The organism is Candidatus Bartonella washoeensis Sb944nv, assembly GCF_000278135.1.
GTDB classification, from domain to species: domain Bacteria; phylum Pseudomonadota; class Alphaproteobacteria; order Rhizobiales; family Rhizobiaceae; genus Bartonella; species Bartonella washoeensis.
In genome coordinates this window covers 270,934-287,956 of sequence record NZ_JH725024.1, presented here as the reverse complement: position 1 = coordinate 287,956, position 17,023 = coordinate 270,934, and the positions used below count along the sequence as shown (strand labels likewise).

The window sequence follows — 17,023 nt, the reverse complement described above, 5'->3', positions numbered from 1 at the left end:
TTAGGCACGATAGAGGCAACGCAGCCATCTATGATCTCTCCTGTTTTGCTATCAATTTGAATATAATTTCTTATTCTATAAATGAGCGCCATAAGTCTATTTATGTAACCATTCTTGGTTATGTTGTGAGTTGCAACTCCTATGATTTTATTATTTTTTACTGTCTCTTCCGTATAAAGAATGGGGGTTGTATCTTCGCATTCAGAATCAAAAAATCTTTGAAAAAGCAATAAGTGTGTTTCTTACTGAACTGTCTTAATGCAAAAGTAGCGCAAAATTGGAGCAAAGAGAATGATGGTGCTGGTTTTTCCAGAATCACTGTTTTGAGACAGACTCATATTGAAACAATTGCGTAAAAAAGGATATTTCTTAAGGGCGAATTGATTTATAACAGTTTCTGCCAAAAGAAAAATTGAATGAAGATTGCTTAATTTTTTTTATTGTGTACTGCTTTTTTCATTGTCATGCAAAGAACGGGCTTCAGAGGTAAGCATAATAGGAATGCCATCGCGAATAGGATAGGCGAGTTTTGCTCTGAGTGAAACTAATTCTTGAGTTTTTTGGTCTAAAGAGAGTGTTCCCTTTGTGATTGGGCAGACGAGCAATTCGAGCATTTTAGGATCAGTCATCATTTTTTTCATGTTTTAATGCTCATTAATTTAACTGGTGATGCATCCCTGTTTGCTTCATGAGTGAGCGTTCAGTTAAAGCAAGAAGAGTTTGGGCGCGACTTCCAATATCTGGAGCTTCAAGAAGAGCTTGTTTTTCTCTTGGTGTAAAGGGGATAAGAGCTGAAAAAGCATTCACTAATATAGATGTGGGCGTTTGTATGATATTGCTCCAATTGTATTCTATTTCATGTATGTTCAGATATTGCTCAACAATGTTTAAGAGGCTTGTTCGATTAATGCTCTCTGAGACGTCTGCTTCTTGTAGGTCTCTTGTATTTGATTGGATAACAGCAATCCGATAAGGTTTTGTATTCACGAGTTCTTGCTCTACGGTGAAGCGGCAAATTCCCTGCAATATAATGAAAAGCTGTCCATTTCCTGTTTCGTTGTAGTTTGTGATGCGACCTATACAACCTGTTTTGTAAAGCTGTTTAGAGAAGCCCTCTGTCTCCGAGGAAAGGGGTTGAATGATACCTAACAAACGATTGGATAGCATAACGTCTTCAACCATTTCGAGAGCTTCTGGTTCAAAAATATTGAGCGATAAAAAGCCACCCGGCAGTAAAAGCGCACCTTCTAAGGGAAAGAGAGCAATTTTTTTTGGTAGATCATTTTCGCAATTATAATGGATATTGCCAGCTTTCATGACTATTTTAAAACCTTTATCCGATGAGGTTTGGTGTATAAACAACCACAGTCTATGATACTATTTAGCTGTAAAAAAGACAACCTCATTGTGTGTTAAGATCATCTCTCTCGATTTAATATTTATTCTTAGAAGATATCAAATTTGGTAGTTCTAATTTAGATCGTACAAGAGAGGATACTGTTTTTTTTATCTTTTCGCAGTTTCCTTTCCTCTTTAGTTTTCTGGACTGCAATTACTTCTATCTTATGTGCTCAAAGCCTTACATTATAAGCTCTTTAAAATAGCCTATGCAAGTCTAAAATTAGGGTACTATGGTTATTTTGCTGATGACTGTGTGAAAAAGATAGGCTATAGGTAAAAATATGTCGGAAAGAGCGTTATTGTTTCTTTCATTCTTTTGCGGGAGAGTGCAGACTGCAAACTTTCGCACCTGCCGCCGAAGGGGAAAACAGCCCATAATCTCTCAGGCTCTAAGGACCGTAAAAGGAGGAAGGCAGATCTGGAAAGTCGGGAGTGCCCGCGCCGAAGGTGTAAGCGAAAGCTCTTTTCGCGAGTCTCTCAGGTTTGTGACAGAGGGGTGCAGAGATGACCACATCGTGTGGTCGTTAGCGCAACTTTGGAGATATTATGGGCACGCGACAAGAATTAGAAACATCTTCTTTAAAAATACTTCCCTTACATGAATTACATGAAAAAGCAGGAGCAAAATTTGGTGCTTTTGCGGGTTGGCAAATGCCTTTGACTTATCCGCTTGGGGTCATGAAAGAGCATCTTCATACCCGTGCTCATGCAGGACTTTTTGATATTTCTCATATGAAATTAATTGCGGTTGAAGGGCCACAAGCAGTGGAATTTTTATCTTATGCTTTTCCTGTTGATGCTGCTTTGTTAAGGATTGGTCAATCACGCTATAATTATTTACTTAATGAGCAGGCTGGTATTCTTGATGACCTTATCATTACCCGTTTAGCAGAATGCCGCTTTATGCTGGTTGCGAATGCTGGTAACGCACAGGCTGATCTTGCTGAACTTAAGAAACGTGCTGTTGGTTTTGAGTGTCAAATCATTGCTCTTGAAAGGGTTTTGCTTGCTCTTCAAGGTCCAGAAGCAGCAGCTGTTATGGCTGATGCTGGGTTACCTGGTAATGAACTGTTGTTTATGCAAGGATTCGAGCCACAACAAGATTGGTTTATAACGCGTTCTGGTTATACGGGAGAGGATGGCTTTGAGATTGCTCTTCCCATAGAGCAAGCGCATGCGTTGGCTGTAAAATTTCTGAATGATTCTCGTGTGGAATGGGTTGGTCTTGCTGCGCGCGACAGTCTGCGCTTGGAAGCAGGGTTGTGTTTGCATGGGAATGATATTACGCCTGATACAACGCCCATTGATGCAGCGCTGACATGGGCTGTTCCTAAAAATGTTCGAGAAAAAGCACGGTTTTATGGGGCAAAGGCTTTTCTTGAAGCGTTTCAGAAAGGACCTTCTCGTTGTCGCGTTGGATTAAAACCACAAACGCGCCAACCTATTCGTGCAGGGGCGATGCTTCTTGATAATGAGAACAATCAGATTGGAGTGGTAACATCCGGTGGTTTTGGTCCTTCTTTTGATGGTCCTGTAGCGATGGGTTACGTTCCTGTTGGTTGGAAAATGGAAGGAACGGAAGTCTTTACGGAGTTGCGTGGTAAAAAGATTGTACTGTCTGTGCATTCACTTCCTTTTGTTGAACAACGTTATTTTAAAGGATAATTTTTATGTCTAAAACTTATTTTACACAAGATCATGAATGGCTCAGTATTGAAGGAGATGTGGTTACTGTTGGGATTACAAATTATGCTCAAGAGCAGTTAGGTGATTTGGTTTTTATTGATTTGCCGCAAAGTGGAACAGAGCTTTCTAAGGGAGATTCTGCTGCTGTTGTTGAATCGGTTAAAGCGGCTTCAGATGTCTATGCACCTCTTGATGGTGAAGTGGTTGAAATTAACGAAGCTTTGGTAAATAGTCCTGAACTGGTAAACCAGAAAGCTGAAAAAGAAGGTTGGCTCTGGAAAATGACGTTGCAGGATGAATCGCAACTTGAAGGGTTGCTGGATGAGACTGCTTATAAAGCACTGATTGGATGAGTGCTATGTTAGAGCGTCATTTTTTTTCTCGTCATATTGGGCTTCGCCCCGATGAAACACAAAAAATGCTTGATGTTTTAGGGGTTGATTGTATTGATGCACTCGTTTCTCAAGCTGTTCCACATTCTATCCATTTGGGACGTTCGCTTAATCTTCCAAAGGCAGTAAGTGAAGGGAAAGCCTTGGAAGAACTTTCCAAAATAATGGGGCGTAACCGTGTGCACAAAAGTTTTATTGGGCAGGGATATCATGGAACTTCTGTGCCTCCCGTTATTTTGCGGAATCTTTTTGAAAATCCAGCTTGGTATACTGCTTATACACCTTATCAGGCAGAGATTAGCCAAGGCCGTTTAGAACTTTTATTTTATTTTCAGACATTGGTTAGTGAACTTACTGGTTTGCCTGTTGCAGCTGCTTCACTTCTTGATGAAGCCACTGCTTTAGCTGAAGCAAATGCAGTGGCTGTGCGCTTTGCACGCGAGAAAAAGACAAAAATTTCTCTTCAGAGTCTTTTGCATCCCCAAACTTTGAGTGTTGCGCAAACGCGTGCTGAAACCCAAGGTATTCATATCAGCCAAGATGGCAAAATTTGTTCTGATACAGCTGCAATTGTCTTATCCTGGCCAGATACAAAAGGTTATTTTAAAGATTATAGTGAAGTTATTAAAGAGGCAAAGGCAAAAGGAGCATTGGTCATCGTTGTTGCTGATCCTTTGGCGCTTACTCTTATGGAACCACCAGCCCAATGGGGTGCTGATATCGTTGTTGGTTCTATGCAGCGTTATGGGGTTCCAATGGGGTTTGGTGGTCCTCATGCTGGTTATCTTGCGGTAAGCGAGGCTTTAACACGCCTTATTCCAGGGCGTATTGTTGGTCAATCTGTTGATACGAAAGGGCGCGTTGGGTTTCGCTTAGCATTGCAAACACGTGAACAACATATTCGACGCGATAAAGCGACGTCTAATATTTGCACAGCACAAGCTCTATTGGCAAATATGGCAACAGCTTATGCTGTTTGGCATGGGCCACAAGGCTTACAGCAAATTGCTCAGCGGATTCATCATTTAACATGCCGCTTTGTTGCTGGTTTAGAAGCAGCAGGGGTTCCTTGTGAAGGAGAATATTTTTTTGATTGTGTAAGCATTGTTGTGAAAGGGAAAGCTCAGGAGATTGCGCGTCAAGCAAAAGCTGGTGGACGCCTTATTCGTATTTTGGATGATGACACAATTGCGATCAATTTTGATGAATTGTCAACACAAGAAGATGCTGCCGCTTTGGCACAGCTTTTTGGTGCGCAATTGGTTGATCAAGTTTCTTCACGACTTTTAGGGAAAGAGCGTGACGGCACTTTTCTTTCACAGCCATTTTTTCATGCGGTTCACTCAGAGACAGACATGATGCGCTTTTTGCGTCGTTTGTCGGATAAGGATTTGGCATTAGACCGGGCAATGATTCCGCTTGGTTCTTGTACAATGAAGCTTAATGCAGCAGCGGAATTGATGCCTGTGAGTTGGCCTACGGTAGCCAATATCCATCCCTTTGTTCCGAAAGAGGATGCAATGGGTTATCAAGAAATGATTCATCAACTGAATGCGTGGTTGTGTGAAATTACAGGGTTTGCGCAAGTGTCTTTCCAGCCAAATTCTGGTGCTCAAGGGGAATATGCGGGGCTTTTGGCAATCCGCCGATATCACCAATCGCGAGGAGAACATCAACGTACGCTTTGCCTTATCCCAGCTTCCGCCCATGGTACCAATCCAGCTTCTGCTCATATGGCGGGTATGGAAGTTGTTGTGGTCAAATGTTTGGGTGATGGCGATGTTGATGTTGATGATCTCAAAATGAAAGCGCAGTTACATAAGGAGCGTTTAGCAGCTCTTATGATCACCTATCCTTCAACCCATGGTGTTTATGAGGAGAGTATTAAGGATATTTGTTCTCTTATCCATGAAAATGGGGGACAAGTTTATTTTGATGGTGCTAATTTGAATGCGCTTGTTGGGCTTGCTCGTCCGGCAGATATTGGGGCAGATGTTTGTCATATGAATCTCCATAAAACCTTTGCCATTCCCCATGGTGGTGGTGGTCCTGGTGTGGGGCCGATTGGAGTGGCAGAACATCTCAAACCATTTTTACCAGGGCATGAACAAGAGGGAGCAACACATGCAGTTTCGGCTGCTCCTTATGGAAGTGCCTCTATTCTTGTTATTACGTGGATGTATATTCGGATGATGGGTGCTGATGGCTTGAAATATGCGACACAAACAGCAATTTTAAATGCTAATTATATTGCGGCGCGCCTTTCACAGGCTTATTCCATTCTATATCGAGGTAAATATGGACGTGTTGCTCATGAGTGTATTGTGGATACCCGTGTGTTGAAAGAGCAGTATGGGGTGAGTGTTGATGATATTGCAAAACGTTTGATTGATTATGGTTTTCATGCGCCGACGATGTCTTTTCCTGTTCCTGGCACTTTGATGATTGAACCGACAGAATCAGAGCCAAAAGCAGAGATTGATCGTTTCTGTGATGCTTTGCTCTCTATTGCTGAAGAAGCTAAGAAGGTTGGTGCGGGTTTTTGGCCAAAAGACGATAATCCATTAGTTAATGCACCACATACATTGATCGATACGGTAGATGATGCTTGGGCACGGCCTTATTCACGACAAGAAGCTGCTTTTCCCAATTGCTCTCTTGATCCAGTAAATAAATATTGGCCTCCTGTTTCTCGCATTGATAATGTTGCGGGAGACAGAACGCTTATTTGTTCATGTCCACCATTAGGAAATACGTATTAATTTTATTTCTTCGTATTGACGAAAAAAGCTCGAACATTCTGTGCGAGCTTTTTTTAATGTTAATTTGCGTGTTATTGCTTTCTTTTTGTTTTACTGATGATGATTTTAAAACCAACAATTGATGATTTCTATTGTTCTTTTAAGAATTTTTATGAAAAATATTGATCAACGGAATGTGTGGGAGAGAGCGTTAGTGAGCAATAGTATATGATTAGTTGTCATAAGATATTTTATAAAAAGGCTGATAAAGCTACTTTATAAGGTGATATTTTCACTATTCCATTTCTTTAATGATTCTAAATGTAAATGCGTTGATAACGGTTTCCTAGAGAAGTTAGAATTTCATTAGGAATGGTGTTAGCATCAGTCGATACTTTTTCAAGTGTTTGGTGTGTTCCAATGAGTTCTATCCAATCACCTTTTTGCGGTTTTTTATCAAGATCGGTAGCATCTACCACTGTGGAATCCATAGAAACGCGTCCAACAATGGGTAGTTTGTTTCCTTTGAAATAAACGCTTCCTTTATTAGAAAGAGCGCGTACCCAACCATCTGCATAGCCGATAGAAATAGTTATGAGCGTGCTTGGTCTGTGGGTAATGAAACTCTCTCCATAACCAACGGGCACTCCTGCCTCAATAAAGCGGCTTTGAATGACTTGGGCTTCAAGTTTTAAAACAGGTTTTAGAGGTGTTGGATGTTTTCCATGGGGATTAATACCGTAAAGTGCAATGCCTGGGCGAACAAGGTCAAAATAAAAATCGTTCCCAAGAAAAATACCTCCGGAATTAGCAAAGGAAACTTTGCAAGCAGGCAATTGCGCAAGTATGGTTTTTAAAGTAGCCAATTGTGTAAAATTGGATGAATGGGTAGCATCATCTCCGTTTGCAAGGTGACTGAGAATATATTTTATTTCTGCTTTTTCAAAAATTGTAGGTTGTTTGATGAGTTTTTGTAATTCTTTTTTATCAAGTCCTAATCGATTCATATTAGTATCGATTTGAATGATTGCGGGAAATTTTTTATCCTTTTTTTGGCAAAGAGTTTGCCAGTCCTCGATTGCATTCCAAGAGTTTAGAACAGGAACAATACTCGATTGTGCCACAAATTCTTCCGCTGTGTGTGGAAGTCCATTCAGAAGAGAAATCATGACATCTGGGGGTAAAATAGCTTTTAACTGGAGTGCTTCTTCGATTTGGACAACAAAAAAAGTTCGGCAACCAGCTTGATAAAGCGCAGGAGCAATTTTATCAGCGCCTAATCCATAAGCATTTGCTTTCAAAACAGCAGAACATTCTGTTGGGGCAACGCGTTTAGCTAAAGTTGTATAATTAGCGACAATGGCACCAACATCAATGGTTGCTACAGCGGTATAAGGAAATAATGTATTTTTTTTCATCATTAATAGATTTATGCATTTTAAAATTCTATTTATGTCAGTGAGATAAGAAGTTTCCTTCGATTATTTCATATAGCTTTCTATGATATATGAAAAGGGTATGCATCTTGTTTGTTATTGTTAAAATTATGAGTAGCTTATACTGCATTATATGCCACAAAAGCAATTTTTAACATAAAATGCTTTCTCCTTGAGGACAATAGGTAGATTTGTTTTCTGTGTATGTTACTGTGATATAATAATGATAAGCAGGATTAAGTTTTTTGCTTTTTGGTGGCTTGTGGTTAGGTGTATATTAATGAAGGCACATCACTATTTCACTATGAGAGAATTGGTTAAGAGAGCATGATTGAGAGCTCATCATGAAGGTTCTTCATTATTTTGAGGTTAATTCGTAGGTTTTTTGAAGTTAAGAGTTTTATGTGATGGGAATCATGCGCATTATTGATGATGTGTTGCAACTGAAGAGCTTATTGCATTTTGCTTAAGTTTGTATGATATGCCTTCTATTTCCTTAGTTTTAAGACAAAAGATGTTGATTGCGTGGTTTATGTTTGAAGAGAAATATTGGCAGATAATTATATGGGCATTATATCATTTTTTAAAATGTGAGATTTGATGTTCAATCAAAGAGATAAGGAAGAGTTTTATGAATACGTCTGCTACTCATGTTCAGTCAAATATCAGCAGCGTTGCATCAGACTTCCCGATTCCTGAAAATGTTTTTGCGCTTACAGTTCAGGAAGTTTATCACTATACAGACCGCTTGTTTAAATTTCGTCTGAATCGTCCGGAAAGTTTTCGTTTTCGTTCAGGTGAATTTGTGATGATTGGTTTGCCAAATGCAGAAAAGCCAATTTATCGTGCTTATTCGATTGCAAGCCCATTTTGGGATGAGCAGCTTGAGTTTTTTTCAATCAAAGTTCCAGGTGGTCCACTGACAGAACATCTCCAAAAAATTAAAATTGGTGATACGGTTCTCATGCGTAAAAAATCTACTGGAACATTGGTTCTTGATGCTCTTGTTCCTGGAAAGCGTCTTTATCTTCTTTCGACAGGGACTGGGGTTGCTCCCTTTGCAAGTCTTATTCGTGATCCTGAAACTTATGAAAAATTTTCCCAAGTGATTCTTATTCAAACAACGCGTGAGCGGAATGAGCTTGCTTATGCAAAAGATCTTGTTGCATCTTTAAAAGATGATCCACTCATTGGTGAGTATGCACAGCAGTTGCAATTTTACCCTATGACCACTCGCGAATCTTCAGAGCATATGGGCCGCATTACGACTGTCATGGAGAGTGGTGCTTTTTTTGAAACAACTGGTTTATCGAAAATCAATCCTGATGAAGATCGGGTGATGATTTGCGGTTCTATGGCAATGTTGAAGGATTGCGCAAGGATGTGCGAAGCTTTTGGGTTTGTTGAAGGTGCCAATAATGCACCTGCTACTTATGTTGTAGAGCGTGCTTTTGTTGGTTGAGAGAGCAGTTGTGAGGTAGCGTGTGCTAATGCACTTATTGCATCCCAATTATGCGTCGCGATGAGTTGATTAGGTGCTATCCAAGAACCACCCACGCAGAATACGTTGGGAAGTTCAAGCCATTGTGCAGCATTGTTTTCCCAAATACCGCCTGTGGGGTGAAATTGGATTTCAGGAAAAGGGGATGCTAAAGCTTGCACAAAGGCGATGCTACCAGCTGGTGTAGCTGGGAAAAATTTAAGATATGAATAGCCGTTTTCCAGTGCTTTTATACATTCACTTGGTGTCATAGCACTGGGGAGAAGAGGAACTTCGCTGTTTTTTGCACAATCGACTAATTCGTTTGATAGTCCTGGGCTAACAATAAATTTTGCTCCTGCTCGTTCAGCTTGTTCATAGTGTGCACTGTTGAGAATTGTTCCTGCTCCGACAATTAATTCAGGCATTTCTTGTGTGATTATTTTAATTGCAGCAAGCGCATTTTGTGTTTGCAATGTGACCTCAATTGTTTTTCATCCCCCTTTGGCAAGGGGGTGCGCTAAGGGCACGATGTTTTGCAGATTGTCAATGAGCAAAACAGGTATGACAGTTTGTCTTTGGAGAAGTGATAAAAGACGCTCTATTTTTGGGCACATGATATACTTTCTTTATGCAGATAGCATGGTCAATATAGTTTGATTAAGGACAATATACAAAGAGTAGAGGAATAGGTCTTGAAATTGAATAAAACGCGCGTTATGGCAATATTATGGAAAAGAATTTTAAAGTTGTTGCTCTTTATTGCTTTGCAGATTTGAAGCATTATCATCAATTACAGAAACCTTTGCGTGATTTATGTCAGGCACAGGGTATCAAAGGGACTCTTCTTTTAGCAAAAGAGGGAATTAATGGAACTGTTGCTGGTTCTTGTGCAGCGATTGAGACATTGGTCAATTTTATTACAGCTGAACCAGTATTTCAAACGCCCGAGATTAAATATTCATGGGCATCAAAGATGCCTTTTCATCGTTTGAAAGTACGATTGAAAAAAGAAATTGTAACAATGGGGGTTGACGGCGTTGATCCGCTAAAGGCTGTTGGTACTTATGTCAATCCTGAAGATTGGAATGCTCTTATTCAAGATGAAGAAACGATTTTAATTGATACGCGTAACGATTATGAATATGCGATTGGAAGTTTTCAAGGAGCGATTGATCCGCGTATTAAAACATTTCGCGAATTTCCTGAATGGGTGCTTAAGCACGAAGCTGATTTAAAAAAGAAAAAGAAAATTGCTATGTTTTGTACAGGCGGTATTCGGTGTGAAAAATCAACAGCTTATGTTCGTGAACTTGGTTATGACCAGGTTTACCATTTAAAAGGTGGTATTCTCAAATATTTGGAAACAATTCCAAAAGAAGAAAGTTTGTGGTGGGGCGAGTGCTTTGTTTTTGATGAACGTGTTTCTGTGAAACATGGTCTTGAAGAATGTGGGCGCGAATTATGTCGTGCATGTCGCTCCCCTCTTAATGCTGAAAGCAAATTATCGCCTCATTATGAGGAAGGCGTCTCGTGTGATGCTTGTTATGATACTCGGAGTGAAAATGATAGGCAGCGCTTTCGCGAACGTCATAGGCAATTCCAATTAGCAAAACAGCGTGCAATTCATTCTCATCAAGGGTCATAAAGGTATCATACTTCTTTAGGGCTTAAAGCTTTTGCTTTTTTTCTTGTTAAGAGAAAAGGGTTTTCAATGTGAGTGCAAAAGCATTTGATAAGGCTGGGCGATTGCCCAGTTTTTTATTTGGTGTAAAGGTAAGATATTGATTTATAGATATAAACAAGCGCTTATATATTTTATCTTGTAAATTTGGTTTGCTGCAAAAATTCTTACATTCTGATCAGTACAATTTATTCAATGATAGTTCAATGAAAGGGACAAGTTTAATCGTGGGGTGTGTGTTTTGAAAAGCAGTTTTAAATGCTATGACATACGATTAATGAGCTGTTGAATGCGAGAATAGCTAGCAACAATGGGATGGATCAATAGAATGGTGGTGCTGTCCTTATGATTTCATAAACATAAAGATGATGATGTCCAATGAATCTTGCGTTATTCTTTCAAGGATGATGTTGGGAGATGGGATGAAGGAGCCAAACAAAAAGGCTCTATTAAAGGCAAGATCATGAATTGGGAGCAAAGAGGTGTATCTTTTTCGTGAAGGTTGCAATTTTTTTAAAAGAAATAAGATGGTTTATCTGCTTGAGGAAGCTGTTGCTTTTTTGCAATCAATTTGCCTTTAAAAATTAAAAAATGTTTAAAATAAAAAAAATGATTGAAATGAATAAAAATTAGTTCTATATCACCCCTTGCCCAAAGTCGCACGTGCCTGTGGGTGTCCGCTGGTTCTCAAATGGTGAGATTAACCGGTACGGTACCTGGAACTAACCGCTCCAGTCATTCTTACGGCCAACCGAAAGAGTGAGGACATCTTGAAGCAACGACGGTGCGGGCCTTTCTGGTGTCTTCCAGCTAAAATGCTGGGATAACTATAGAGGCACACCTCATTGCCTTCAGTGCGGAAGTGGTTTTATCAACTCCAATCAAAAAGGCAGAAAAATTAGAACAACGCGTTTTCGCGCTGTTTTTTCGCTGCATACAATGCTGCTTTCTTCTTGGTTATTAAAAAATCAGGGTGCAAAGGGTGGTTGTGTGTATTTTGTCTTTTGGCTATTGGCGGCTCTGTGCTGTCCAAGCATAGGGTAGGAGGGTTTGCTCTCCTGGGAGATGATAGATGGCAACGCAACGTATTCGTGATTTCCTTGCAACACATCGCTCTGAAGGTCCATGCTTAATTGTTGATCTTGATGTTGTGCGTGAAAATTATTTAAATTTTGAGAAAGCTCTTCCACAATCGCGTATTTTTTATGCAATAAAGGCAAATCCAGCACCCGAAATTCTAAATTTGCTTGCTTCTTTAGGATCTTCTTTTGATGCGGCTTCTGTCGCAGAAATTGAAATGGCTTTAAAAGCAGGGGCAACGTGTGATCGTATTTCTTTTGGAAATACGATTAAAAAAGAGCGTGATATTGCACGTGCATATGCATTGGGTGTTTCGCTTTATGCGGTTGATTGTGTTGAAGAAGTGGAAAAAATTGCTCGTGCTGCTCCAGGATCTCGCGTGTTTTGTCGGGTTCTTACTGATGGAGAAGGTGCAGAGTGGCCATTATCACGGAAATTTGGTTGTGTTCCTGCTATGGCGGTTGATGTTTTGCGTCATGCACATCAATTAGGTTTGCAAGCGCATGGTGTCTCCTTTCATGTAGGATCTCAGCAGACAGATCTGAGTGCATGGGAGCGAGCTTTGTCGGATGCGGCTACAGTTTTTCGGCATTTAGAACAAGAAGGAATTTCTTTGAAATTGGTTAATATGGGTGGTGGTTTTCCAACGCGTTATTTGAAAGATGTTCCTACAACGCAAAATTATGGTACGGCAGTTTTTGATGCACTGAAAAAATATTTTGGTAATCGCATTCCTGAAACAATCATTGAACCAGGTCGTGGCATGGTTGGCAATGCTGGTGTTATTCGCACAGAAGTTGTTCTTATATCCAAAAAAGCAGATAATGATCATGTTCGATGGGTTTATCTTGATGTTGGAAAATTTAACGGCCTTGCTGAAACTATGGATGAAGCTATCCGCTATCCCATTGAAACACCTCATGACGATAAGGCAATGGAACCTTGTATTTTGGCCGGTCCGACATGTGATTCAGCAGATGTCCTCTATGAAAAAACACCTTATCTGTTACCTTTATCTCTCACAGTTGGGGATGAGATATTAATTCATGGAACCGGTGCTTACACGGCAACTTACGCATCTGTTGCATTTAATGGTTTTGAGCCTTTGCGATCTTATGTGATCTGAATTATTTTTTTATGGTAGTATAAGGTGTAGTGAGGCGTGTGACAAAGATGAATATGATACATTTTCAGACAAAAGATGGTTCGCTTTTTACGCTCGCGTCTGAGCAGGAGTCCGATACAATTTATCGCGAGCGTTTGCTTGATTTGGCTATGGGAAAAGGACGCACGCGTAAATCATCGGAGGCCTTACGTCGCGGTCGGTTGGCTGCATGTGGGCTTTCCTTTGTCGTCAAAAATGCGTTTGGAGAGCTTGTGGGTAGTGTTCGTCTTTGGCATGTTCAGTTTCATAAAGGACAAAATGAGAAACAACATGCTTTACTTTTGGGGCCTCTGGCTGTTTCCTCTAAGTATTCTGGTATGGGGATAGGATCAGTTTTGGTGAGACACGCAATTGAAACGGCAAAGAAATTAGGTCATGGAGCTATTTTGCTTGTTGGTGATTCTGAATTTTACCAGCGTTTTGGTTTTTCAAATAGCTTAACAAAAGATTTAGCAATGCCTGGCCCTTATGAAAAACATCGTTTTCAAGCGCTGGAATTGATTCCAAGATATCTTGCCTCATGCCATGGCATTTTAGCACCGAGTGGCGAAGTACAAGATTGGAATCGTGTTCAGCACCATAAAGTGGCCTAAGAATTTTGTTGATTTTTCTTTTGATAAAAGCCTTTAAAATTTCAAGTATTATTTTTTTAATGGTATTTTATTCTCAGAACATGCAAGGTTTTTAACAAGCTTTATATAAAAACATAATGTTTTCTTTGTTGTCAGCTCGTTCTTTTTCATAACTTCGGTTAATCCTCTAAGAATATAATAGTGTTGCATCGTTTTAAATGGTTTTTTTTAAACCATTGGAGCGAGTTTCCCGCCATTTTTTGCAGAGTTTATTGTTTGGCTTTTGAATAAACTTTTGATTAGAGGTGAGGGGATAAGAATATGAGTAGCTGTATCAAGATCTGTTTTAAAATGGTGGATATATTGCATCAGTCAGTGCTCTGAAAGTTGCAGGCTTTTTTATGATGGTCAAGGCATTATTACCAAAATGCTTAAAACATAAGTTTGAACTTCTCAATATTTTAAAAAAAGAAATCGCTATGGGCGCATAAGTAAAGGTAAGTTTTAATTGTTTCTATTGCTAAGGTGTTTTGGGATAAATGAAATAATGTTACCTATCTTAAGTCTATGGATACTCTACATATGCCACATATGCCGATTAGCAATTTCATCATTCAAATTTAGCAGCGGATAATTTCAGTTGATTAGTCATTACAACTTCAATACAGTAAGAGTATAGGGGTAAGCGGGAATGGGTGATGAGCTGACCGGTTTCATCATTGTGTTTTGTAAGATAAGCATTTTGAGAAATTTCTGTTCCAATTTCGGATATATTGGAATAGCAGGAATAGAATGTAGCGGTATCTTTGGAGGAGAGCAAAATTTTACGTGCATCAATTTCTTTGGTGCTAAATGAATTAGGTGATTAAGTTAGCTAGTTCAAAAGCAGTTTTCTCTTCTAAGGTAATAATGTCATAAAAATATTCGCTGTGATAGAATTACAAATCTTATTCTAATTTTTTCAGTTGATTATACATTTGGAAATAGAACGCACTCAAAAGGAAATAACTGTTTTACTTAAATTTGAATTGAGGGAATGGGATAAGGTCATTTTTTGTTTATTATAATTAAGGTCGTACGAATATTCATTTATGATAAATAATCATAACAAGTAGGCCAACGTTTTCCACCTAGATATGTAGTCTGCCGTTAGAGAGAAAGGATTAAGCGTAGATTTTTGGATCTTTAAACATGCTCATGGGGTGAGAGTAAGTTTAACAGAAAAAAATACTTACTTGCAATTCATAACTTCATTTAGTGGTGTGAAGGGGTATCACTGAGGGGTGGTATTTTTTTGAGAAAAACAGTCATGAATGTCAAGATGCTAAAGATGATGGTTATTATAAAGAAAATATCGCTAAAAGCCATAACCATTGCTTGTATACGTGCCATATTAAAAAGTTGGAAGAGAGAAAGAGTATGTGGATCCGAAGTTGCAGTTTTGAAATAAATAGTAAGACTTGAAAGCATTTCGGTTGCTTGTCTGTTTCCTTGTTGGAGAGTCTCAGCTATTCGTCCATAATGCAGGTCTGTCCGTTTCGTTATAAGAGTACTGATAATAGCAAGCCCTACAGCACCACCAAGATTGCGTGTGAGATTAAAAAGTCCAGAGGCATTTTGCATTTGTTTTGGTGGGAGTAGTCCGAGGGCAATATTATTAACAGGGACCATACATAACATAACAGAAGCACCACGGAAAACTTGAGGCCAAAAGAGTTGACCAAAATCCCAGTTGTCTGTGATAGAGCTAGCCATCCAAGTTCCTAACGCAAAGCCCAAAAGTCCTATTGCTATCATCAAACGTGCATCAATTCTGGCTGAAAGAAATCCAGCAAGGGGTGCGGTTAATAACATGACGAATCCTGAAAGGAACAACGTTTCTCCAATCATGAGGGCATCATAATGGCGGATTTGACTTAAATAGACAGGATAAAGATATGTGAGTCCATAAAGACCTATTCCAAGCATAAAAGAAAAAACTGATGCAGTTGAAAAATTGAAATTGGAAAAAGCTGAGAGATCAACAATTGGTTCTTTTGCAGTAAAAGCGCGCCAGAAAAATAAGGCTGCAGACAAAATCATGAGAATGAATAAATTGAGAATCAGGTCATCCTTTAACCAATCATGACGCGCACCTTCTTCTAGAATATACTCCAAAGTTCCTAGAAAAATAGCCATAGAAATGAGGCCTAACCAGTCAAATTTAGTCATTAAAGAGGGATCAGCTTTATCGAAATTAATCAATTTCCAAGCAAGAATTGAGATAATAGCCCCGCAGGGTACATTGATAAGAAAGAGCCAGTGCCATGATAAAATATGACAGATATAGCCTCCCACTGTTGGACCAATGGTGGGTGCTAACGTTGCTACCAATCCAACGATAGGGGTAACAATTGGACGTTTAGAAGGAGGAAAAAGTACATAAGAAGCGACAAAAACGCTAGGGATAATTCCTCCACCAATAAAACCTTGAAGTGCACGGTACACAATCATCTCTTCAATAGATGTTGCTGTTGCACAAAGAACAGAGGTAATCGTAAAACCAATAGCTGATATGCTAAAGAAAATACGCGTTGAAAGCAATCTTGCTAAGAATCCAGAAAGGGGTAACATAATAACTTCAGCGATGAGATAGGAGGTTTGAACCCATGAGATCTCTTCAGAGCTTGCTGAAAGTCCAGCCTGAATTTCAGCTAAAGATGAGGAAACGATTTGGATATCTAAAATAGCCATAAACATGCCAAAGGACATAGCAATGAAAACTACGATTTTATGGATTCCTATGCGTTCTTGAGAATGGACCGATTCTGCAATGGGAGATGTCATAGTAAGATCATTTGCTTTTCGTTATGAGGGATTTTTATCGTGCGGTTTTGTACGTGTATCAATTTCTACTGAAACACTCATTCCCGCTCGAATACGTCCGGTTTTTAATACTTCTTCTGGAATAGAAATACGTACTGGAATGCGTTGGACAATTTTGGTAAAGTTGCCTGTGGCATTTTGTGGGGGTAAGAGAGAAAAAACAGCTCCTGTTGCAGGTGCAATAGAAAGCACTGTACCTGTGAATGCATCTTTTTTGAAAGCATCAATAGCAATATAAGCAGTTTGTCCAGCACGAATATTTTGTAACTGTGTTTCTTTATAGTTGGCTTCAATATAAAGTGCATTTATAGGGACTAATGCTGCGAGGCGTTGGCCATTCATAACAAAATCGCCCGTTTTCGCTGTTAAATTTCCAATAACTCCATCAAATGGAGCCCGTATAATGGTTGAAGCAAGATCACGTTGTGCTTTTTCACGCGTAAGTTCTAAGCTCTTTGTTTGGCTTTCTGTTTCACTTCGTTGTGCTTCTAACACTTGGATATTGGCACGTGCTGCCGCTA

The 17,023-nt window shown here is 39.5% G+C and carries 12 protein-coding genes, 1 pseudogene and 2 riboswitches (1 of these 15 cut by a window edge); of the genes and pseudogenes, 7 read left to right on the top strand and 6 right to left on the bottom strand.

Translation table 11 applies throughout. The features are described from left to right. Positions 1-437: 437 nt before the first annotated feature. Together MCQ_RS05895 and MCQ_RS05890 are read right to left on the bottom strand one after the other, a co-directional pair. A complete protein-coding gene (locus MCQ_RS05895; protein WP_006924144.1) occupies positions 438-641 on the bottom strand; it encodes a Trm112 family protein in 204 nt (67 codons plus the stop codon). Between the two features lie 13 nt (positions 642-654). Beyond that, a complete protein-coding gene (locus tag MCQ_RS05890) occupies positions 655-1,317 on the bottom strand; it encodes an LON peptidase substrate-binding domain-containing protein (RefSeq protein WP_006924143.1) in 663 nt (220 codons plus the stop codon). Between the two features lie 393 nt (positions 1,318-1,710). After that, a riboswitch (glycine riboswitch) is annotated at positions 1,711-1,810 on the top strand. Position 1,811: 1 nt separating this feature from the next. Continuing rightward, a riboswitch (glycine riboswitch) is annotated at positions 1,812-1,903 on the top strand. Between the two features lie 44 nt (positions 1,904-1,947). On the opposite strand from MCQ_RS05890, the gene gcvT reads away from it, so the two are divergent. Genes gcvT through gcvP form a run of 3 tightly spaced genes read left to right on the top strand, consistent with a single transcriptional unit; the run spans position 1,948 to position 6,241 of the window. Continuing rightward, entirely contained in the window at positions 1,948-3,066 is a 1,119-nt protein-coding gene (gcvT, locus tag MCQ_RS05885; protein ID WP_006924142.1) for a glycine cleavage system aminomethyltransferase GcvT, read from the top strand. Positions 3,067-3,071: 5 nt separating this feature from the next. Beyond that, on the top strand, positions 3,072-3,440 hold the full coding sequence (gene gcvH, locus MCQ_RS05880; protein WP_006924141.1) for a glycine cleavage system protein GcvH: 369 nt from the start codon (positions 3,072-3,074) through the stop codon (positions 3,438-3,440). A 5-nt stretch (positions 3,441-3,445) separates the two neighbouring features. Continuing rightward, on the top strand, positions 3,446-6,241 hold the full coding sequence (gcvP, locus tag MCQ_RS05875) for an aminomethyl-transferring glycine dehydrogenase (protein ID WP_006924140.1): 2,796 nt from the start codon (positions 3,446-3,448) through the stop codon (positions 6,239-6,241). 296 nt (positions 6,242-6,537) lie between these two features. Here gcvP and alr read toward each other — a convergent pair whose 3' ends face one another. Continuing rightward, positions 6,538-7,641 carry an alanine racemase gene (gene alr, locus MCQ_RS05870; RefSeq protein ID WP_006924138.1) on the bottom strand — a complete coding sequence of 368 codons (1,104 nt, stop codon included), beginning with the start codon at positions 7,639-7,641 and terminating at the stop codon, positions 6,538-6,540. Positions 7,642-8,287: 646 nt separating this feature from the next. Between alr and MCQ_RS05865 the strand changes: the two genes are divergently transcribed. After that, the gene (locus tag MCQ_RS05865) at positions 8,288-9,118 is read left to right on the top strand and encodes a ferredoxin--NADP reductase (protein WP_006924136.1); all 831 of its coding nucleotides are present in this window, start codon (positions 8,288-8,290) and stop codon (positions 9,116-9,118) included. On the opposite strand, the pseudogene eda reads toward MCQ_RS05865, so the two are convergent. Next, a pseudogene (gene eda, locus MCQ_RS05860) lies at positions 9,088-9,753 on the bottom strand (bifunctional 4-hydroxy-2-oxoglutarate aldolase/2-dehydro-3-deoxy-phosphogluconate aldolase). The gene MCQ_RS05865 and the pseudogene eda sit on opposite strands and share 31 nt — an antisense overlap. A gap of 113 nt (positions 9,754-9,866) precedes the next feature. On the opposite strand from eda, the gene trhO reads away from it, so the two are divergent. From trhO to MCQ_RS05845, 3 genes are all read left to right on the top strand, one after another. Continuing rightward, positions 9,867-10,784, top strand: a complete 918-nt coding sequence (gene trhO, locus MCQ_RS05855) for an oxygen-dependent tRNA uridine(34) hydroxylase TrhO (RefSeq protein ID WP_006924132.1) — start codon at positions 9,867-9,869, stop codon at positions 10,782-10,784. A 1,108-nt stretch (positions 10,785-11,892) separates the two neighbouring features. Next, entirely contained in the window at positions 11,893-13,026 is a 1,134-nt protein-coding gene (locus MCQ_RS05850; RefSeq protein WP_006924130.1) for a type III PLP-dependent enzyme, read from the top strand. Positions 13,027-13,073: 47 nt separating this feature from the next. Beyond that, on the top strand, positions 13,074-13,658 hold the full coding sequence (locus MCQ_RS05845; protein ID WP_006924129.1) for a GNAT family N-acetyltransferase: 585 nt from the start codon (positions 13,074-13,076) through the stop codon (positions 13,656-13,658). 1,233 nt (positions 13,659-14,891) lie between these two features. Here MCQ_RS05845 and MCQ_RS05840 read toward each other — a convergent pair. After that, positions 14,892-16,463 (bottom strand): DHA2 family efflux MFS transporter permease subunit, encoded by a 1,572-nt coding sequence (locus MCQ_RS05840; protein ID WP_006924127.1) that lies wholly within the window; start codon positions 16,461-16,463, stop codon positions 14,892-14,894. 21 nt (positions 16,464-16,484) lie between these two features. After that, a protein-coding gene (locus MCQ_RS05835) for an HlyD family secretion protein (protein ID WP_035008063.1) crosses the window boundary here: on the bottom strand, positions 16,485-17,023 show its final stretch. The gene runs 559 nt beyond the window's last position; the window shows 539 of its 1,098 coding nt (coding positions 560-1,098); its start codon lies beyond the right edge, outside the window; it ends in the stop codon at positions 16,485-16,487.